The sequence below is a fragment of the Enterovibrio norvegicus genome (assembly GCF_002876705.1).
Classification (GTDB): Bacteria; Pseudomonadota; Gammaproteobacteria; order Enterobacterales; family Vibrionaceae; genus Enterovibrio; species Enterovibrio norvegicus_B.
The window spans coordinates 85904-108000 of the sequence record NZ_MDAG01000014.1; the positions used below are offsets into that span (position 1 = coordinate 85904).

Annotated in this window: 17 protein-coding genes; 1 reads left to right on the forward strand and 16 read right to left on the reverse strand. The window is 44.2% G+C overall.

The genetic code is table 11. From position 1 onward, the window contains the following. The 3 genes from BCT27_RS10170 to BCT27_RS10180 all read right to left on the reverse strand — a co-directional run bounded on the left by BCT27_RS10170 (nt 1) and on the right by BCT27_RS10180 (nt 2723). Nucleotides 1-993 carry an LPP20 family lipoprotein gene (locus BCT27_RS10170; protein ID WP_241908553.1) on the reverse strand — a complete coding sequence of 331 codons (993 nt, stop codon included), beginning with the start codon at nt 991-993 and terminating at the stop codon, nt 1-3. Nucleotides 994-1545: 552 nt separating this feature from the next. Further along, nucleotides 1546-2133 carry a hypothetical protein gene (locus tag BCT27_RS10175; protein WP_102395733.1) on the reverse strand — a complete coding sequence of 196 codons (588 nt, stop codon included), beginning with the start codon at nt 2131-2133 and terminating at the stop codon, nt 1546-1548. Between the two features lie 110 nt (nt 2134-2243). Beyond that, nucleotides 2244-2723, reverse strand: a complete 480-nt coding sequence (locus tag BCT27_RS10180) for a hypothetical protein (RefSeq protein WP_102391642.1) — start codon at nt 2721-2723, stop codon at nt 2244-2246. Nucleotides 2724-3306: 583 nt separating this feature from the next. Between BCT27_RS10180 and BCT27_RS10185 the strand changes: the two genes are divergently transcribed. Next, on the forward strand, nt 3307-5628 hold the full coding sequence (locus tag BCT27_RS10185; RefSeq protein WP_102395734.1) for a M60 family metallopeptidase: 2322 nt from the start codon (nt 3307-3309) through the stop codon (nt 5626-5628). 62 nt (nt 5629-5690) lie between these two features. Here BCT27_RS10185 and BCT27_RS10190 read toward each other — a convergent pair whose 3' ends face one another. The 13 genes from BCT27_RS10190 to tssA form a co-directional block, all read right to left on the reverse strand. Further along, nucleotides 5691-6194, reverse strand: coding sequence for a dual specificity protein phosphatase family protein (locus tag BCT27_RS10190; protein ID WP_102395735.1), 504 nt, complete (start codon nt 6192-6194; stop codon nt 5691-5693). 129 nt (nt 6195-6323) lie between these two features. Next, entirely contained in the window at nt 6324-7115 is a 792-nt protein-coding gene (locus tag BCT27_RS10195; protein WP_102316201.1) for an ETEC_3214 domain-containing protein, read from the reverse strand. A 5-nt stretch (nt 7116-7120) separates the two neighbouring features. Beyond that, nucleotides 7121-7282, reverse strand: a complete 162-nt coding sequence (locus BCT27_RS25655) for a hypothetical protein (protein ID WP_198597545.1) — start codon at nt 7280-7282, stop codon at nt 7121-7123. 15 nt (nt 7283-7297) lie between these two features. Beyond that, on the reverse strand, nt 7298-8875 hold the full coding sequence (locus BCT27_RS10200; RefSeq protein WP_102395736.1) for a transglycosylase SLT domain-containing protein: 1578 nt from the start codon (nt 8873-8875) through the stop codon (nt 7298-7300). A gap of 109 nt (nt 8876-8984) precedes the next feature. After that, nucleotides 8985-9584 (reverse strand): LPP20 family lipoprotein, encoded by a 600-nt coding sequence (locus BCT27_RS10205; protein ID WP_102391638.1) that lies wholly within the window; start codon nt 9582-9584, stop codon nt 8985-8987. Nucleotide 9585: 1 nt separating this feature from the next. Beyond that, nucleotides 9586-10578, reverse strand: coding sequence for a hypothetical protein (locus tag BCT27_RS10210; RefSeq protein ID WP_102395737.1), 993 nt, complete (start codon nt 10576-10578; stop codon nt 9586-9588). A 24-nt stretch (nt 10579-10602) separates the two neighbouring features. Beyond that, nucleotides 10603-11598, reverse strand: a complete 996-nt coding sequence (locus tag BCT27_RS10215; RefSeq protein ID WP_102395738.1) for an LPP20 family lipoprotein — start codon at nt 11596-11598, stop codon at nt 10603-10605. A 1122-nt stretch (nt 11599-12720) separates the two neighbouring features. Next, the gene (locus tag BCT27_RS10220) at nt 12721-13209 is read right to left on the reverse strand and encodes a cyclin-dependent kinase inhibitor 3 family protein (protein WP_102395739.1); all 489 of its coding nucleotides are present in this window, start codon (nt 13207-13209) and stop codon (nt 12721-12723) included. 231 nt (nt 13210-13440) lie between these two features. Continuing rightward, nucleotides 13441-14361, reverse strand: a complete 921-nt coding sequence (locus BCT27_RS10225) for a glycoside hydrolase family 17 protein (protein ID WP_017009853.1) — start codon at nt 14359-14361, stop codon at nt 13441-13443. Nucleotides 14362-14454: 93 nt separating this feature from the next. Continuing rightward, the gene (locus tag BCT27_RS10230) at nt 14455-15336 is read right to left on the reverse strand and encodes a glycoside hydrolase family 17 protein (protein ID WP_017009854.1); all 882 of its coding nucleotides are present in this window, start codon (nt 15334-15336) and stop codon (nt 14455-14457) included. A gap of 467 nt (nt 15337-15803) precedes the next feature. Continuing rightward, on the reverse strand, nt 15804-17069 hold the full coding sequence (locus tag BCT27_RS10235) for a type VI secretion system ImpA family N-terminal domain-containing protein (protein ID WP_102395740.1): 1266 nt from the start codon (nt 17067-17069) through the stop codon (nt 15804-15806). Nucleotides 17070-17110: 41 nt separating this feature from the next. Continuing rightward, a complete protein-coding gene (tssM, locus tag BCT27_RS10240) occupies nt 17111-20656 on the reverse strand; it encodes a type VI secretion system membrane subunit TssM (RefSeq protein ID WP_102395741.1) in 3546 nt (1181 codons plus the stop codon). An 18-nt stretch (nt 20657-20674) separates the two neighbouring features. Further along, entirely contained in the window at nt 20675-22090 is a 1416-nt protein-coding gene (gene tssA / locus BCT27_RS10245) for a type VI secretion system protein TssA (RefSeq protein WP_102395742.1), read from the reverse strand. Between the last annotated feature and the right edge of the window lie 7 nt (nt 22091-22097).

Consider the following 22097-nt stretch of genomic DNA (forward strand, 5'->3'; position numbering starts at 1 on the left):
CTATTTTTTAAGCCCAACAGCTTGCCAAATGCCTGCTTCTTCGAGCAGTGCTGAAAAATGGCGTTCAGCGCCTTCTTGGGACAACTTGTAACTGGTCATTGAATTACCTGTTGAGATAATTTCATTGCTAGCCAAGGTTTTGCCGGACTTGTTCTTTAGAACCAGGTCCGTCAATTTTGTCGTGATATACGCATCGCCTACCATGCCGCGACGGTATTCCGATTTCATGGTCAAAATATGTGTTGCTTGGCGAGAAGACGATTGCGTGGTGGCAATTTCTTCTTTCGAGAATTTTTCTGAGATAAAGGCTGCGCTTTTTTTATCTTTCTTATCTGGTCGAATAGATACCAGAAGTTCAGATTTTACTTTAGAAATATCACCAAGCAGTTTTGGCAAATAAACAACGCTGTTTTTTTCGTCACTGCCTAATGAAGAAAGGATCGCGAGACGAACATAAAGATCTTCAAGCTTTGCCTCAGAACCTCTGTTGTCTAACCACCAAATCAATTTATCTTGATGACTTAGATTGTCGATTTTTAATTTCGCTGCACTTTCTATTTGTTTCACCTCAGACAATAGTTGCGATTTAATATTATCTCGCCCCACTCTCGCCTGAACATAATAAGCCACGTCATTTTTTTCAGACCGCACGTATTCCACACCGGTTAAGGTGACTTGTGCACTCTTTGCATTAATCTTGTTGCTCGTGCTTTCGTAAGATGTCGTATTGTCATTGATTTTTTTATAGACATCATTCATCGAAAACGTTGAATCGACTTGTGTCCATAGCTGTGAGTTAACACCACTAAGTGCTGATTTTTTAGCTAGATTTAAACTACGACCTTCGCCGGCGGCATAGACATACTCAGGGTGATTAACTGTCTCTACCGCATACCAATCAGGTGGTGTAGTAGATTTACAACCCGAGAAAAAGACGGGGAAAAACACCATAGGTAGAACTCGTATGAACATTTTTTTCTTTATGTTTTTCATTTCGTCTTAAACGCCCTTACCAATGACGCCATCGATGAATTATGGACAGACGAACGAAACCGTCCGAAATGTCGGCATAATCAAAGAGAGCTATCCTTTCGAGTCAAGTAACAGATTATTGCGTGATGTGAACAGATTTAACGAGGTAAATCACATAGCACCTCACAAATAGCGCGGGGATTATCGGAAGTAACTTAAAAGTTTTCAACAGTAGATCGAAATATTATTTGCAAATGTATCAATTAATTTCATGTAATTTGATAGAACACTCAATATATGAACCAATTATTATTGATTGATCATTATCTCAATGAATAACACTCTCAGCTAGAGAGTGATGGCAACCATTAATTTAACAGAAGGTAACAACAACATTAATAACAATGATACAGGCATACAATAATTTGTCGTTCATACCTTGCCTACCCCCTATTCTTTAATACACCGAGTGGCCTCCATATAAAAATAAAAACCCTCCAGAATAGAGCTCGTTTTTTCATAAAAAAAAGAGCCCAAAGGCTCTTCTATACATGCTCTCAATACACCATGATGTCATTCGAAGACTTTTATTAAGTATGGCTCCAACGTGTCAGGTAACGACAAGTAAGCGGAGTAATACGTGTCTTCACCGAACTCTGCACTGTGTAAATACCATCTGCTCGATTTCAGTGTCGCTAACAGATGGAAGACCCAACAAACCTTAACAAGGATGTAGCACACGACGACTATTGATATTGCATGAAGTGGAGAGTTGATCATGTCATCGACGTTTAGATAAACGTTGACCACAGCCAAAACAGCCAAGGCTACTACAATGATGGCTTTCGGTATCAGCAACGTCAAAAAAGCATGCTTCAGTTCTCGTTCACTTTTAAAATGCAAATTGACAAGCGCATTGGTCGTGTCACTTACCGGAATTCCGTTGATGTTTCTGTTCCAACGAATCTTCGATGTTTCTACCAACACTGGTAATTTATTTTTCCATCCATCAATGACTATTGACACAAAAATAGCATAAATCAGTCTAACAAAAACCAAGTAGAACACCATTGCGGGTGCTTCAAAGTACATTGCAAAAGCTGCAAATACTACCGTAAACATAAATATGGTTGGACCCATAACACTTTGGCTTTCACTCATAATTTATTCTTTCCAAAAATGAAAATCGCTTACTTCATATATATGAAGTAAGCGATATGAGATTTATCACTTATCTAAAGGCATACAATTAAAAATCGATAGCAGTAGTACTATTTAACCTGAATAAGTGATGCACGTTGCTCTTCTGGAATCGCATCTATCATCGCGATGGTCACAGTGCTTGCATCTACCGCTTTTTCGTCAAGTTGCGCTTCTGCCCCTTCAGGTAGTTTGAACATTGCCCCTGTTGCTGGATCAACGATAAGCATACCGATCAAGCCGCCGAACAGAATATTGCCAAAGTACCAACCATCGACAGTGCTTTCAATTTCAATGGTTTTTTCTTCGTAGCCGTCTTTGCTAAGAATCAGTTGATACGTTTCACCTTTGAAGAAGCCTGATGAGGCGTTGAGTGTGACAGTGTCTGGTGTTGTTCCTGTGTGAACCTGCTGCCCTTCACGGTTCACAAGAACAAAGTCAGCTTGAGATGGGTTGCTAGAGATTGAGACTGGATAGCTACTCTCACTGACGATGGTTGAACAGCCAGAAACAAGCGCCAATGACATAAATACAGCTGATAGTTTTAACATTATATTACTTTCCCTTTCAAAATAGTTGCATAATCCAACGTCAATAACGCCCCTCAATCAGACAGAATATAAGCCTGCTTAGCATTAGATTGTTATCAAAACTTGAATTAATTTTATTAGAATAGATACTCACGCATTTCAATAATGCGCACAAACATTATGCATTGCTAATGAAATATCAACTGTATCATTACTGAAATAAAATATAGAAAGAATCACAAGGAATTATTGCACAGCGAAGTATTATCAAGTTAAAAAAGCGGATGAATTCATTATTATCTACAATTAAAACTTAGAATTGGCCGTTAATTTTTTTCACTGTTCTCATTTTCGCCTTTGACCTTTTTTAATTATATGCAACATGACGATTAATCATTAGATACAGCTAGCTAAGTACACCTCATATCATGCCAACACGAATTGATAGCATCCACGCTTCAATTTCATCACTGCCTAAATTTTAATCACTACCGTTTTTAGTTTCACTTATAAGCCATCTAGACAGTATGGGAATAGCTATCGTCATGTTGGTAAATAACACTTCGTCATCACCCACAATCCGTTCTTTAGGAGTGCAACATTCATGTTTAGAATGTTAAAACGAATTCCCATATTACGTACCGCTATCTTTTTGTCTGCTATTGTTCCCATTGCGTCACAGGCAAGTATCCCCGAGCAGACGACAACATTACCCAAAGCAGAGCGCCCCACATACTCTGAAGTAGCCTCTTTTGATACGTTCGTAGTGCGTAGTCGTGGCCTGTCAAAAAACAGTGACGCTCACATCATCGTGAAAGATGATAACTATGCACCTGCACATCGAATCGCTTTTTTGGGCTTCGACATGAAGGACAAAGTGATTCCTGGCCTGACAGAGAACCTAGACTTAAAACTTAAAATTCAATCCGACAAACAATCAATCATCAATGTTCACCTTGTTGAAAATCATCACTTTTGGAACACGCAGTTTACGTGGAATCAAAAACCTCAACTTGGGGCAATCGTTGCCACTTTTTCAACCAGTGATCGTGATAACAATGGCTGGATAACCATTCCTCTCAATACGATGGCAATAAAGAGTATCCAGCGCACCGGAAAGCTGTCCGTTGCCCTATCAAGCACAACTTGGCGTGCTTACAACAGTTTTTCGGCGACAGAAAGCGGCGCCGCAACTGCACCAACTCTTACCCTCACGTACACTGGCAATATTGTTGAAGACGGTAACAATGTTCGTTTTGTAAAAGTTGTCGCCGCTAAAGAAGAAAATGGTTTTAGAAGTACGCGTGTCGGGGAATTCAATCTTATCGACACAAATGGCAACCTACTCTCTCGAGATGGTTGGGAAGTGACAGACGCCACCACACTGAATGGCTGGCAAAAAATGTTCGATGGCAATCACGCCAGCTATTGGAATGTTTCCCAAGCAACACCCAATTATTTCACGGTAGATCTAGGGCAATCAAAGAACATCAGTGCAGCCATCTATACACCGCCTGCCTCTGGATACTATGGACGCGTCAAGGATCTGCTTGTGTATGGCAGTAGTGACGGAAATGATTGGCGGCTAATTGCGTCTCGACGGATCCCTAGAGGAAATGGAAACGCCCCTCATATCGCATTTTCAGGTGACTACGCAACATTGCCACAAGCACAGGAAAGTCAGACCATACGTATTAAACCGTCGTGGTGGCATGAAAAATATCGACTACGAAACAGTGCAGGCAGGAGCCCGCTGAATACAATAGGACTATGGTCTGCTGATGGGGGGATTGTTAGCGTATGGGTAAGTAACACCCAAAGTAACGATTACATAGAAATCCGAGAAGGACACTGGGCAGGAAGCCAAAAACATCAGCTCTCCCCTGGGCTTAACGCGTTCAAGGTCGGCGCTGGTGCGCGCTTGATGCTTCGGTTAGAAAGTAAAGATTCCAATGACAAATCCCGAGAAGCCCACACCCGAATCATGGCGACAGGCGTTTTACGCTACCCCGTGTTTAAATCGGGCGTCACTACCGGTAGTGACTGGTTAGATATGCTAGCTAACTACGCGGAGTCAAATACTGTCGATCTCGTATCAGAGAATTTCATACTCAGCACACTCAGAAGTGATGCGGGCGGTGACATTTACAATGATATGCAAAGCCTGCTTGATACCTACGAAGAAGTGCTTGTTCCCGCGCAGTTAGCAGCTGGCATCGATGCCGATTCGATTAACCCACTCCACCTACCGGACGACAACCCCTACAATTTTGTCACTAGCAATTCAAGGTACATGGTCACTTACACAAACAGAATGACCTATCGAAATAGCCTTACCCGCCGAATGATCAATGAAGATGAGGCGCGTTCATTCTGGGGAATTTGGCACGAGATTGGACATAACCTAGAGATGACAGGAATAGAGTGGCCTGGTCAATCGGAAGTTGCCACGAATATCTACGCGTTTGCCGCTCGAGCTTACAACACAGATATAGACGCGTTGTCTTCGCAATATGATGCACCATTTCAACGAGCTTTTACCCAACTTAATACGGTCAGTGGTTATTCTTCGCTTTCAAGGGAAAATCGTGAAATGTTCTATCACCATTTCTTTTTCCTATTTGGAGAAACCTTCATGTATGAATTGCATCAACGTTATCGTGAAAACCTCCAAGGACAGCGCCATGACCCTGAATTTTCGTTGGATGGAACAGCGGAAGGTGCAATGAATATCATGGCAATCATGACGTCAAAAATAGCCAAGAAAAACCTCGTGGAGCTGTTTGAATTCTGGAAGATGCCACTCACTCAGCAAACGATCAATACCATCAATGGCTACAATTTCTCACCGATAAACAATGTAGGAAGACTTCCTTCCCAACTTGTCGAAGGTCAGTCCCCGGAAGAGTTTGATATGCGTTTTTAATGGATGTTATAAACACAAAAAAGGGCCATCGTGGCCCTTTTTTTGTTTTTCAATGCGCATGGTTACTTTACGAGTGTACCAATGTATTCCACTTGAAGCGGTTTGGTAAATGCACCAGGGCGAAGTGCTTGAACGTCGCGAACAATCTCTTCAAGCGTCCAGTTACGTTCAAGAAGCAAGTGCGCAGCAAGCAATCCCGTGCGGCCTGAGCCTCCCATGCAGTGCATCACAACTTTGTTACCATTTTCTATAGCTTGATGAAGTGCCTCGCGGCTCGCCTTCCAGTTGTTTTGAAAATCTTCTGCAGGCGCACAATCGTCTTCAATAGGCACATGGAACCACTGCATGCCCAAACGCTGGGTTTCTACGCATTCAATTAACTCAAACAACACACCCATTGCTAGGTCGACGTTAAGCAGAGCAATCAGGCCAACAAACAGAATATTGTCAAAGTACTCACCATAGACAATGGTTTCAATCTCAATGGCTTTTTCTTCGTAGCCGCATTTGTTAAGGATCAGCTGATATGTTTCACATTTAAAGAAGCCAGATGACGCGTTGAGGATTACTGTGCCTGGTGTTGTACTGGTTGACCTCCCCGATTAACAAGAACAAAATCACTGTGCATCACTAATTAATAGTATTCAAATAGAAAAAGCTGCACATTGCAGCCTTTCAGTGCAGATTTATGAAATCTATTGATTTGTAATTAAGCGATACTCTGAAAGAGTTAGGATTGCACTTTCAAGCACATCCAAACCAAGAGTACTATAGCCATAGAAATTTGCCGTTACGGATCCTCGCAGTACCTGAGCTGACTTGGCCACATCATCTCCTAGCATCATGCCTTCTGACAGCGCATCAAAAAGACGTTTTGTGGTGTCGTCTAACGGCCCAAGAAACTCGCTGTAACCCGCCACAGAATTGTACAAATTGCTGAAATCGCCGGTACTGTTTTCTTCAATGTAATAGCTCACTGAACGCGACGAATTCAAACGAATATCATTCACCATTTCGTGCACAGAGAAAACTTGCTCAAGAAGAAGCGCGCCACCCGAGTGCTCGCTTGTGTCTGGCAAGAACTCCTTTTCTGGAAAGACCAGAAAAGCAGAAATCGCCCCATCACGAGTAACGGCTGACAACACAAAACGTTTGTCACGGTAGTATTTGATGAAATCACCTGACATGCTTTTCTTGATGTATACAGGCGCACCAAACGTCTCTTCTAACACGTCTTCAGATGCGCGAATGTATATGCGATCCAGCTTGTTGTGCGAAGGAATGTCAGTGAACTGGGACAAAGATAGGGTATATACCTTGTCGAGTGCATCCATGGTGTCATTAAGACCGCCCAGAGCAATGGCGATAATGGAAACGAAGGTAATGATCTTCGCCCATTTATCACGCACATGCTGGTGCAGGTTACGCTCCATGGTTTCTTCTTGTACTTCTGGGCAAATTTGTTCGTTGCTCTCCAACAAAGACATATATCCTACCCTCTTAGATCTTCAAGTTTTTCAATGGCGGTATCGATCACTTGTTCACTGATGGCTTCGATGTCGTCTTCGCTAATGTGACGTGTAATGTCGTCAGAGAACCTTACCCCAATAAATGCGCCAAACCCAACCGGCGCAAATACAATATATTTCAACATCCTTGCTCTCCCACACTACTTATAGAGAGCAATACGACCGCTCACTTTCTTCAAATAATTCTTTGTTTCGTCGTATGGCAGGTTCTTGATCATATGCTCATACACTTCGTCTGGCGTCATCGCGTTGATCACATGTGATGCTTTACGAATGTTGGTTGAACGGTCTGCGTTAAATGCGCGCGCAACGTTACCCGCACCTGTGTTATAGGCAGCAATCACGCAGTACATGCGGCTTTCTTCGTTGGTAATGGAGCGTAAATAACGAGTATTCAGAATGTTCAAATACGCCGTGCCTGCTTCGACGTTAAACGGCGGCACATACAGATCATCCGCCTTCATTGGCGCATCGATTTTGTGGACCTGCTTATTCACATCATGGCCCGCACTGGTCGGTACAACTTGCATCAAACCATATGCTGGGACATGTGATTTCGCATCAGGACGGAAAGACGATTCACTGTGCATGATCGCCATCACCAGCGCAGCTTCAACATCCCAACGTTCACTTTCTTTTTCCACCAAAGGCTGGAATTTCGATGCGCGAGATTTCAAGGCGTTTTCTGGCAATTTCACTGTGTAGCTGACAATTTTCTTCTCAGGCTTCGCCGCTAGCGCTGGCTTTTCAGCGACAACTAAAGGCTCTACCGCAGGTTTCTTCGCAACAACAGCCTTCTCTGCATCGACAGGCTTTTTCACTTCAGCGGCTTTCTCAGCGATAGCTGGCGTTGATGTGCTCGCTGCCATTTCTACAACATCAGTAGATTCAGTTTTCACGGCAACGACAGTGGTTTCTTTCACTGACTTTTCTGCCTCAAGCGTCGGTTTCACCGGCGGTTTGTTCTGTGGTTTTTCTGTTGCAGTTGGTGTTTTCGCCACCGTCATCACTGGCTCAGGAATGCCAAGTTCTGAGCGTTTTTGCTTAAACTGCGCTGACAATGCCGCAATGCGAGTCTTCGCTGATGCCAACAGTTCTAATTTTTTGTTATGCGCACGCTCATAGATAAATGAATCAGGAACACCCGTGCTCGAGCGAATCAATCGCTCCGCTTGCACGTCCAATTCCTGCATTTGTGCATAGACGCGATCAACAACGAAGGCTTTCTCTTTCTTCTCTTGTTCAGCAGAATAATCCACCGCACCAATGCGCTTTTCAGCTTTCGTCAGTTCGAAGACTAGGCCATCAATTTCTATTTTTCCCTTCGGTAGTAGAAGTTGATCAACATCAGCGTCAGCGTCAATAAGTACTGACACCACTGCCTTATTGTTTTCGTAGTCGACGACTTTCTTCAACGTCCTGTCTTTTGTGTATTCAACGTGTTTAGTTTGATCAGACAATTCACCACTTCCCCACAGATCAATCAGCGTTTCACGTTGTTGGTCGATGTCTTTAGTGTATGCCTCTCGCCACGCTTCATATTCTGAGAAGTAAGCATCTAACCATTCGTGGAACTCTGCTTTTTTCTCTGATTGAGACATGTTTACACGCTTAGCTTCTCGCTGTAGCTCATCAAAAGAACCTGATGCGTATGCAATATTAGTTAATAGAACCACTGTGATACATGCGGCAGCAATTTTCATTTGACCCAATGACATTTGCTAATTCCTAGATATATAGAAAAAGAGGCTATCTAGCGATAACCTCATAAAGTAAGGGTTTGAGAAGCTCCCTGCTGAATCACAAGGTGCCTAACAATATTCTGACTTAAAGCTGTTTCAGAGATTCAAGCGCGTTCGCAAGATCTTCCGCTGCTTTTCTATTATTGAACTTATCCCACAACGCTGAATCTTCCGTCGCTGTATCGATAACACTGTTCATGTTCGCTTTATAAGCCGCCTCGTCCATACCTACTAACACATAAAGGCCACCGGAAGGACTTACTTGGCTTACCAGTATTTTACTGTTGGTCAGAGATCGAGAAACTACGTTCTTAGTGACGCTCTCAAAAACTTCCATTACAGATTCCGTCGTGCCCGTCGTCGCATCAGTTTGCACAGTGCTTTCTACTGCTTGTCTGAACATGTTGTTCACGTCAGTTTGGAATTGGGAAGCCAACGCAACACGAGCATCATTTACAGCGACTTTACGCATGATGCCCATGCCCGCGGCGCTTTGCTTCGCGTAACCTGTCGAAGCAGCAGCGATGTCAGACGGCATCACATCACAGATCCAGCCTGGTGCGTCATCTTGCGGAGAATCAGGGAATGTGCAAGCCGCAAAGTTTTGGCTTTGTTCAACGGTTTGGTTGTTTGAGCATGCAGAAAGCAACAATGCTAATGCAGCAGCTACAATCGCTTTTTTCATTTTATAGACCTAACTGGTTCAGGTGACACATTGGGTTCAAGATCGGGCACTCTTCAGGTACTACTTTTGCCAAATCACCTTTACGTATTTTCAAAGATAACTCTTCTTCAATAACTACCCACGAGAAATTTTGCTTTACAGCATCCATCTCATTATTCACTACATAGCCTTCACCGAGTGTGTAAGTCTCTATGTCACCTTCATCAGATTTGAAAATCTGAGAAAAAACAACATCTAGTTTTGGCGCTATTTTTTGTTTGCTACCCATCGCAATCTTTACCATGGTACCCGCTTCACATTGGCGCATTTCCATTACAGGGGCTGACGGTGCTAGTAGCTTTTGCAGTTCAAAATTATATGCGACGGCATCTTCAGCTGCTTCACTCGCCATACCAGTGTATTGCTGGTTTGAAATTGGACAACGAGAGTTACTAGTTTCGGTTGAGTTGTATTTACTAGCACTGAACTCAATACGCTTAACTAAACTCATATCAGGCAGTGTAACTACTTTTGCAACAGCATTTACTTCTGTATCAAAACGACATTTCGCAGGTACAAATTTTGTCTCACCATCATCATTTTTGTATGTATATGCTTCTGAAAATGAACTTGATAACTTACTTGCAGTTACTTCAGTAATCACAGCTATATCAGCAATCGGTACACCTGATTTATTATAACGACCGCTTTGTTCTGCTAATTTAATTTCGCCTTTAAGTTTTTCTGCCGATTTTCGGTCAACTAGCTTTGCGCCTGTACCTGCAATCACTGATTCCAAATCATTACGAAGAACAGCTTGCAATCGACTTTTTGCTACATCTTCAAACTCCATATCAACAGGTAAAACTATTACGGTCCTCTCATCAGAAGTTTTAGCAGGTATACCCGCGGTCTCCATTTCAATTTTTGTATCTGGCGGACATAGCTCTGCTACTGTCATACATCCTGTTAATACCATTGATAGTGCGACTGCAGTCAACTTTTTATTAAACACTAAATAATTCCCTTTAAACTATAGTTATAACCCAAAAGCATTCCAAATCCCTGCTTCTTCGAGTAGCTCAGAAAAATGCCGTTCAGCACCTTCCTGTGACAGATAATAATTAGTCAATGAATTTCCTGTAGAGATAACTTCGTTTCTAGATAGGACTTTCCCTGACTTATCCTTAACAATCAAATTCGTCAATTTTGTTGTGATATAAGCATCACCTACAATTCCACGACGATACTCCGACTCCATATCCAACACATGTGTTGTTCTTCTCGATAGTTTTTTCGTTGTAGCGATACCTTCTCCTGATAATTTCTCTGACACAAAATTTGCACTTTTTCTGTCTTTTTTATCTTGTCTAATAAGCAGGAGAAGGCCAGATTTCACTTCTGAAATCTCATCGACTAATTTTGGTAAGTACTTAATTTCATACTTATAATCATTATCTAATGACGCAAGTATTGCGAGGTGAACATACAGATCCTTACGCTTATTCTCAATTCCTTGATTGTCCAGCCACCATGTTAGCTTATCTTGGTGAGCAAGGTTTTCTATTTTTGATTTTGCCACACTTTCAATTTCACCAACCCCTAACAATAGTTGTGACTTGACCTTTTCTCGTTCAATTCTGGCTTTAACATAATAAGAAAAATCGTTTTTATCAGACTCAACATACTCCACACCAGTAAAAGTAACTTGAGCACTTTTTGCATTAACTTTCCTATTTACACTCTCATGATATGCCGAATTTTCATTTATCTTTCTATAAACATCATTCATAGAAAAACTCGAGTCAACCTGTGTCCATAACTGAGAGTTAATGTCGCTAATTGCTGCTATTTTTGCAGCAGATAAGCTTCTCCCCTCCCCTAGTGCATAAATATACTTTGTATTTTTTACATTACTATTATCTGTATACCACTGAGGTGGTTGAGTTGACTGACAGCCTAATGGTATAACCAATAATAACCCTAAAAATACAAGGGTAATTGTTCTACGTATTATCCAGTTAAACTTACACATTATTAGAATCGACCACTCATTAATCCAAACATTTTAAAAATTAACATCCACTCGTACTTACATAAAATTACAAACATTATAATAATAACTTAGTCGCATTTTTTTAAATTAAAACACACAAATGAAGTTAAACGTCAAAAAAAAACAAGAAAAAAACAAACCAAAAAGCAAATTATTTCGACCCATATCAATAAATAAATGTTAATAAGGTCAATAGCAATCACTCAGATCGAATAAAAATAACATCACTTTTTATAGACAGGTAATAAACCCAAGAAAATACAGATATTTAAAATATAAATTCAAATATCTAATAAAAAAAAGGATAAATCCTGAAATAACAAGATGCTGTTATTAACAAATGTGACAACAATGTGTTGTGTAAACAAGAATCGAAATATCACGCTGCTTTTAGGGCTTAAAATAGCTAACTCACCTTCACCTAACTCACCAAATCATAAATCTCATCCAAGTATATTTTTTGACTTTTTAAGATGCTGTGATCTGATGGCAGTTCAGAATATGTAAAAAGTGGAGTGAAAGATAATCCCATACAACCACTAAAACACCTTTGCTCTAGCAGGAATAGAGCTTATTCAAGCATGGATAAAACACAATATGTGCAAACAAAAGTAGGTCTGTTTCTCTCTAACTATTAATGTCTGCTAATAAGATACTCCTATGTGTCAATTGACACCGATGTAGAGAATAGGCAACAAAGAAAAATTGGCTTAGTACTTAATCCTCTAGAGGCTTTAAACCAACTAAATGAAAGGACAAAGATAATGGACGGCAGCGATTGATAGAGATTGACAAAAAAGACGGGGGATAACTGTCAAGATCTAGGGTGATACTACCCTTTCAGCTCAACGTCTGTCACGGATCTACTATGAAATGACATATGACATAATTCCAAGGTTTTAGAAGTTAGAGCAACCTTAGGCAAAATGTAAGAGTATGCGGATAAAGAACAAGAATGAGTTGGCTTATGATTAGATTTTGTGGAAGATCTCGGCTCAAGATTCGAAAGATATCTTTTAAAGCTACAAATAAGCCACATCTCTTAACGATAGTGACTTGTGAGTAAGAAAGTAGCGCATGGTTCATACGCTACCGTAAGAACTAGTCAACAAGTCTCCCAATGTATTCCACTTGAAGCGGTTTGGTAAATGCACCAGGGCGAAGTGCTTGAACGTCGCGAACAATCTCTTCAAGCGTCCAGTTACGTTCAAGAAGCAAGTGCGCAGCAAGCAATCCCGTGCGGCCTGAACCTCCCATGCAGTGCATCACAACTTTGTTACCATTTTCTATAGCTTGATGAAGTGCCTCGCGGCTCGCCTTCCAGTTGTTTTGAAAATCTTCTGCAGGCGCACAATCATCTTCAATAGGCACATGGAACCACTGCATGCCCAAACGCTGGGTTTCTTCACCCAGTGCGGCGACGTTTTTATCAGCCATTTCTTCATGGTTAATCGCGGTAACGATGACGGTTGCGCCTTGACGTTGCAATTGCTCAAGACTTTCCGTTAGCCCTTCGCCTTTTGTTCCCGGACAAGGTGTCAGGATCAATGCGCCTTTTTCGACAGGCAGTTCCCATGTTGGATGTGTCATATTCTTTCCCTAAATCAACAAACTTGTTTTGCTAACAGCGGGATCAAACGACATTGAATACCGATTGATCACGCTTTCATCTATTCGACCTATTATATTGCTGCAGTTTTACTACAAAAAGATGAAGAATGTATCTATCTTCATGTTCATAAAACGTAGAAAGGGCGACTTAACGTCGCCCTTTTTCGTTGTTTGGCACTGACTTATTCAGTCAACGGTGCATGTCCATGCTTACGCAGGCTCAACTTCGCCATACAACGACTGCATCACCAATTTTGGTGTGCGATCTACCTTAAACAAGCCCCAGTGTTTCTCTGGCTCTTCTGGGTGTGAATCGCCTTTCCAAGGTTCATCAAACGCTTCGAAAACAAAGGTTAGAATGTTTTCTGCACGCGTCCATTCCATTAGTTGCTCGTAGTATGCAGCTTGAAGCTCTTGGTTAGCATTCCATGCTTCAATACCACGACCGTTTGAGGCGGTAGCCCAACCAGCTTCGGTGATCACAACAGGCTTACCTGGATTGCAATCTCTTACTGCGTAGTAGTTTTGTTTGGTGTATTCGAGCGCTTCATCAATCGTCTTGTATTCCCAGATTGGGTACGTGTGAACAGAGATGAAGTCTAACGCTTCCGCCAATGCACCTAACTTGTAGGTCCATGGTACATAGTTTTCACAGAATGTTACTGGCTGTGAAATTGCACTCTTAACGCGCTCAACGTGTTCAACCAGCTTTTCAACTGAGATCAGATGATCCGTCCACTCAACACTCGCTTCGTTACCCACAGAGACATAACCCACACTGTTTGGATACTCATTTGCCAACGCGATCAAGCGATCAATTTCTTCGCTGTTTTTCTGACGATTAGCAGCGAGTTCTTCCTCACTGAATTGTGCGCCCCACGGGCACCCAGGGTTATTCATTTCAGCAGCAACGTCCGCGCCGAGCATCACTTTGAAATCCATTCCTTCGTTCTCGATAACATCCAGCACCAATCTTGCGTGATGGCTGCAATCATAGAGTCGGAGTGCGCCCCAGTTTTTTGACAAAATCTGAAGGTCTTCTTTGACTTCGTCATAACTTGGATAAATCCCTTCGCGGGGATTTTGGCCTTCTCGGTACCCTGAATAACAAATGGCGTTTCTCAGTTCCATGAACTTATTTCCTTTCTCTTTTTATAAGACACGGGAAAGTAAAACATGCTCCCGTGTCTTTTGATGTGGCTATGGGAGACCAACGTACCCGAGTTACTCGGTATATTTGAAATTCCCGTCTTTATCCCACAGCCCCCAGTAAGCACCTACGGCACCTTCGTCTTCTACTTTCCAAGCCTCGTCAAAGGATGAGAAGTAGATGACCTCAATATCGTCTTCTTTCGCCCACTTACACGTGTCGATGAAGTACTGCAACGCATTTTCTTCTGATGGCACAGCGCCACGCTCGGCAACACCTTGATCTGGCCAGCCCGTTTCAGAAACGATCACACGCTTGCCCTTGCCGGCAGCTTGTGCACGGCGATACATTTCTTTCATGTAAGGAACCGCATAATCAACAGGACAGCCTTCCCAGAATGGATAGCAGTTCGTGCAGATCACCTGGCAGGCATCAGCCACACGTGGGTAATTTTCAAACAGGAAGTACGCATCTACGTATCCCACTTCCACATTCGGGCACGCTGCTTTAGCGCGGTTGATGTAGTCCACCAACTCATCTTCTGTCAGTTCACCACGAAGCATGACTTCGTTACCCACAGCAAGCACATCCACATAGCCTTGCTGCGCGATTTCGATGGCATTGGCCAATTCGATTTCGTTCTTTTCTTTGTCGCCATCAATCCAAACGCCAACCATGGTTTTCAATCCATGTTCACGGGCGATTCTAGGAATGTTTTGATGGCCCTCCGTACAAGAAAATGAACGAACCCAATTCACATACGGACGGATAATCTCCAAACGCTCGCGAATTTGCTCATCACTGATTTCAGTACCTGGGCCTTGACCGTCGATGTATGGGCTAAACGACAAGCCATGAATTTTGTTGTCAACAAGATCACGCGTCTGCGCTCGCAGAGCACTGACACCTTCACGCTCAAATTGGTATGCAGATCCTGTTTTGTAGATATTTGACACTTTCCCACTCCCTATGGACTTAGTGTGAATCGCGACTCTCCGTGGTTTTCCATCTCTTCGCGATTTTATTGGTACTAAAAATGATGATTTATCAGTGTGTTAATTTCAAAGCGCTTATTTATTTACCCAATTTTGGAGCTAAACGCGTTCTTTAAATTGAAAAGAAAGCGCTTTCTTTTCGTTTTATGCCACAACAGTTCTATAAAACAACCTTTAACATTGCGAAGGTGTACCTTGATCACATTCGTAGTTCGAATAATGCATTTGGGTTTCACTCATTCTCACTTATGAATACGCCCTCATACATAACATGAAAAAACACCTGTTTCATCAGAGAACAACTGAGAGCAACCTCCTGTTATTTATGAATTTAATATCGTTAATAACAAAAAAACCGCCATGAAATGACGGTTTAAAAAGTGCGAATGACTAAATTGCTTATCAGCAAGACTTAGCATCTATACACATTAGCTTTCTGGCTCGGCATCACTCGCTTCGATTTCTCGTTCTAACAACGCCTTTTCCAATGTTATCGCCTTCAAATCGGCATCCAAAAGTGCGAGTTCTTGTTTCGCCCTTTCCAAATTCCCTTCTGCTATTTGCTGTTCAACAAACGTCAGTCGCCCTATTAATGGAGATAAGCTGATGGCGTAATTTTCAAGCCCGGTTGCAAGCGCTTCAACTTGAGAGAAGTTGCCATTTTTGGCTGATAGGCTCAAATTAGCGGCCCGCGTTCTTGCCGTCACAAAACGCTGCTTGAGTTCCTCTACCTCCGCCAATAATCCCTCCTGCCAATCCTGGAGATTTTTATTCATCAAGGTCACTTCAGGCGCTTCAGGGAAGACATACGCCAAGCTATTCGCCAACTCAATCCCTTCCAACAAATTGTCACCTGATGTACTTGCAGTGAGTACGGACACTTTGTCCGTGTACGCTGTCAGCAATCGCTCTCGATGAGACGATAGCGCCTCAGTGCCAAACTCTTGATGAATCTGTTGCGCTTCTTCTAGCGTGATGATTTTAGGCTCAGGTAACGCAGTGGTAAGCTGAGTCGTCGGGTTCGGTCGCGTACCCTGAAGTTGAAGTAGCAAATAAATCGCCACCGCCCCCACCGTTAAGCCGACGAAAAAGATCAACGCGTTGACGTTTTGCTTTTTCACTTCCACTTCGACAGGCATTGCGGGTGCGCGCGAAGCACTGCGGCTTTCCAAGCGATCGATATGCTCAAAAATCGTAAAGCCTAACGCGTCAAGATCATCGACCTTTGTACCGTTTTGCTTAGACAAATAAGCATCGATGGCTTGCAGCGATCGTTCGCAGCGATAAAGCTCGCGGATTTGCCCTTGTTCGGGGCGCATCGCGCGCACTTCTTCGCCAATGCGACCCAACATCCAGCGGTACAGCTCAAGACGGCGCGCCGCTGGCATGTCGTTGTCTTCATGTCCCGTGCCTAGCACGGAGACTTGAAGTTCTAGCCCATTCGCCATACCAGCCAAACCACGGGTTTTCATCGCAGCAACGGTGTAATAAATGGCGACCAATAGGTCGACCCCTTCCTCTTGAGCGACTTTCTCGCAAAGGGTTCTTACTTTTTCCCAGTCAGTGAGACCGGCGAGCGGGTTGAACCTACGGTTAATTTCGCTACGGATTTTCTGATAATCAGACGAATCTCGTAGGCGGGAAGTATCTCCCGCCGGCTTCAAGCCCTCGATATCTGCATACAGCCCTTGCATTGCTCAATCAGTGTCCTTGTGGTGCATGAATGTCATCACCGTTAATACAACGTGCGAGAGAGTTTAAAGCCTTTGAAGATCGACGCGGTGAACGGGTTGCTGTCAGCCTCTGAGTGCAAGCGGTACAACACATTGCCACGGTCGATGTTAAAACGATAATCCACGCTGGTTGCTGTTGAGCCCACGACTTCTGCTTCTTCAAGCAAACGGAAGAATGCCCACGGCCCTTGAATGGAAATACTACGCGGAGAACGATTAGTACGAGAAGGTACGAGTGTCACTTTACTGATCGCTGAATCACGTAACGTATTTGGCCAAATCAGACCCACATTCTTACGTGGACCATGGCTGTATTCCACATATTGACCATCGACGTTAATGACTGAGCGACGCTTGTTAGCACTCAGTTCAACAGGCTCTAGCGTGAATTCAACATCCAACACACCTTTACGGTTAAAGAATGCGCTTTGAATGGCTTCAGCAGCATCAAGCTGACTCAGCACATCTCTACGGATCAATGATTTGTTGTCCGCACCAGAATTCAGCTCGCCCGCTTCTTCCAAGAACATGCGCAAGTTGTTTTCATAGAAGCTGGTCAAAATACCGTTTGGCGCAAAGAAGGCTTCAAAATCTTCCAGTGCCACGTCTTTTGATGATGCAGGGTTAAACGGGTAACGCGATGCCAGTTTCGTTTGGAATTGTGAATACACATCTTCCGCCCAAAGCACTTCTAAGTAGCGAATGGCTTCTTGCTTGATCACATACCAGCTTTCTTCTGCCAGTTTCTTCAACATGTTGTCGTATGGCTGAGGCATGCCCGCTGCGATGCGTTCAAGCACGTAAATCGGGTCAGCACTGTTAAGTGTTAAACGTGATTTGGTCGCTTCCAACGCGGCTTTACCCACATCTGGTGCATCGTTAATTGATTTCATGTACGCCAATAACTGGGTGACAGAATCAATTACTTCATCCAAATAAATAGGCTTGCCTTCTTCGGTAGTCGCGAGACCATTCAATTCAGCAAATTGGTTATCGACAAGCGCTGCAACACGGTAACGCGGTGATTTCACTAATTCTTCACGCGCGGTGTCATTTTCAGGCAATGCAGGGAACAACTTGGTATTGTCCGTCACTTCTTCCAATAAGCGGTGTAACGGTTGGTTGTTACCCGTGATGCTTTCTAACACCAAAACTGCGTTGTGGATGTCTTGGAAGTACTTGATATCGATGTCGTTCATCGCACGACGCCAGCTATCGGAGTAATCCGCCACATATTGGCTACGGATTTTGTCTCGCAGTACACGCTTGTCTTCGTCTGAGAAATCAATCGATTCGGTTTGCCCCAATACCCAACTGTCCACCAGCGCCAATTCAGACACTGAATCAGATTCAGGGATGAAGTAACCTTCAAAGCCTTTCTTGGTCAGCATACGAGGGATCATCAGGTTTTCGCTGTCTTCAATGCGCTGTGCGAACACCACATCAAAAACAGGACCAATCGATGTTGCGAGGTCAACCGGAGAGCCAAGAACCGATGCAGATGCTTGCTTCAAGTTACGGTATACACGTTGGTCGATCGGCATACGGCTGAGCGACTGCTGGGTGTTATCAATCAGACGGTCATACGGCTTCAGAATTTCCTCTGCGCGCTCGTCACCTTCTGCACGCAAACCCTGCAGGTCAGTGTGCTCCATCGCATAGTCTAAGTGCTGCATCAAGCGCTCTTGCGTTTGACGATCACCAGGGTACATTTCCTGCCATTTAGCGGCAAAATAGTTTTGTACCATGTCCTGATAACGGCCTTTGTCATCCGTCATCATTCTGAATACACGTAACGAACCAAGCTGCTGCTCTTCCGTTTCTGCACCCGCAACGTCTGCCGCTGCCATTTTCAAAAGTGCTGGTAGATATTGGTCTTCCAGCAAGCTCAAATACGTGCGCTCAACTTCAGGACCAATCACATGGCCTTGGTATAAGCCAAGATCAGAGACCAATTCAGGTTTTTCACGGAAGAAACCAAATTCCAACGTTGCCTGACGAATGGTGTCCAGCGGCGCAAGAATATCGAGACCGCTGTCCATGCCCAATTCCGCATCAAAGTCCTCTTGGTAGTCATTTACCTTGGTCAAAACAGCGTCCGCTTGTTTGACGTTTTTCAGGTAATACTGATGCCAAGAACCGATCAACAACAGAGAAGCAATGGAACACGCCACAACAGATAAGATCATCACACGGCGTTTGGTTTTCGCCACGCGAAAGTTATCTGACGCCAAGCCTGCTTCCGGGTAGATCACCTTGCTGAATAGACGCTGTGTGAAGTAAATGGTGGAGTTAGCCGCATTTTGCGCCGTATTCACCGCATGAGAAATGCCATAGCGGCGCGATGCTGAATCGATAAATGCGTTGGTCGGTACACCCTGTTGATACACAGAAGTGAAGTAAACGCCGCGCACCAATGCAGAGGTCGAAAATTGGTCACTGCCAAAGGCATCTTGCAGGAATTGCTTGAGCACATCGTGCAAGCCCGCCATTTGACGGCTGAAGCTATAAATCGCGGTGCGATCTTCAGCATCGAATGTTTGCATCAATACGGTTGGGAGAATGTGATTTACACGATCCACAAACGCACCGAACTCAGTATCAAACTCGTTTAACCAGCTATCGAGATCGTCAACAGAATCTAGTGTAAAGGTAAAGCCCAGCACCTCTTCACGTTCCGCCTTAGTGTAATTGCGGAAGAAGGGTTCAAAACCGGTAAGCAAATCCAACTTGGTTAAAGAGACATACACTGGCAAACGCGTGGACAAGGTCTCCATCAATTCACGCAGACGTGCACGCAATAAGTTTGCATAGGCACGGCGCTCACTGGTGGTCGCGGTAGCAAGGTTCGCAACGTCTAGCGCGATCACAACGCCGTTCAACGGGCGACGACTGCGCGTTTTCTCTAGCCATTGGATAAAGTGAACCCAAAGGCGGCGCTCCATTTCCCCTTCACCATCATTCGACGTGGCGCGTTGCGTCAGCAATTCACCGTCAGGGTCGATAAGTACAGAGTCGTCACCAATCCACCAATCGAAGGAGTACGGGTTTTCACTTTTCTTGCCCGATGCACGCATCACAGAAGAGAACACGAAGTTCTGACCTGAACGGTTAATCAGGCTGGTCTTACCCGCATTCTCAGGGCCCAGTACCAAATACCAAGGTAGCGCGTACAAGTAATTGCGTTTATTGAGACTTTTGTGAAGCGCCGACATTACCTGATTGAGTTCAGACTCTTGGCGCTCCTCGAAGCGTTTAATTGGATCTTCTTGAAGGCGCTGTTCGCGAATTTGCTCGGCATGGTAACCCTTGAGCTTGCGCCACTGAATAAAGCCCCACAATGCCAACCAGGCAAGAGAGAAGATCACACTGGTGATAACACGCGCTGAAACAGATGATAACGGCTTGCTCTCGTCAATCGTGAGCCAAGGACCCGCCCACCAAATCGCCACATTTAGCAGCACAAAAATGGCGACCAGCAAAATCGGCAGCGAGGCCTTTAGCGCTGGAAGCATTTTCATTAGAAGCGTTTTTAACTTGCTGAACATACTTTTCGATCCCTGCTTTTAATCCGTTTTTGTTATATTTTCCAGCCGTTGAATCAGAGACGGCTCCCAATCCACCAGCGACGTGGTTGTCGCTTGATCCAACAAAATCCGGTATTGCTGATCTGCCATGGCTGACAGATTGTGACGACGCATGACATCGGCTGATAACATGCGCCAATAAAATTGATCTCTTGGGTCTTTCGCACTTGATAAACCGTCGTTCAGCATGGCGAGTGCGACAGAAAGGCCGCCTTCGTCAGCCAATACAAAGGCTTCTTTACGTTTGTCTTCCCAATCAGTGCCGCCGCCAGAACTTACGCCACCGTTCGATTCGCCCTCTTCAAGCCACCGTCGAGTATCCGCACCGACAAACGGCGCGCCGCCTTTAAAATGCAAATCAAGTACAACGGGCAATCGGCGAACAAACGCACGGGTTTCACTGGCAATTACCTCCGCCCACTCGGCATTGCCTAGCTTGAGCGCGATGCGATAGCTCAGAAAGTGCCCATCAATCCAATACGGCGCGACCGTGACACTTTGCTCGACCTTACGCCACAAAGCATGATCGACGCCCCGTGTCAGTTGCTCTTCGTACTCGGCGATGCGATCCGTTGAAACTGGCATCAATTGGGTTTCACCGTTAGCTTCCGCTTCAGGTGCAGATGTAATGGAAAACCACACCGCGAAGCGACGTTGCCTTAACGACAACCCAATGCCGCCATCAAGTTCTGAAACGAACTCCGCGACCTTTAACAATGTTTGTTTGATGGCTCTGTCAGAGCTGCCATCAATGTCCAAATTCGGTTTGGCGGCAGAAATGGGCGTGGCACTTCCGCCACCTTGCCCTGTTGAGGTTGCCCCGTTTGTTTGCGGTTCAGTCGGTACATTGGACGCCATGCGTCGTTTTATTAACGCATCAACTTCCAGCACGCCGTCGGTCGGCAAATCTTTCTCAGACGCGGCCTCACTGAGGGTTGTGAAGGCTTTTTCAAGTTCGGTTTTTTGTTCCACATCGAACATGGAAACGTCGATTTTCTCAGCAGTCTTCAGCGTTCGTTGAACAATCTGCGAATAGAATTTTCTGCGTGGCAACACACCACGAGGTCCCGGTGCGGGATGACACGTCTCCCAATACTGAGCGACAAAATCTGCCAACACATAAAGGGACAACGTGAATCGCTCAGGGGACGCTTGATACTGCAAACACTGTAAAAGGTGCGTCAGCAGTTTGAGATCCTTGGTATGGGTCTCCATCAGCTTGAGCGCGCTTTGCTCGGCTTCTGCCCACTGCACGTCGCCGTGAGACAATGACCCTACCTTCATCATTTGTCCTTCGACAAAATCCAGCAGCGCATCATCATGAAGTCGCTCTCCGACAGGGTTGCTTCCCTCAATAGGTTTTGCAGCGCGTTGGCGATAGGTTTGAATATCCATATTCCCC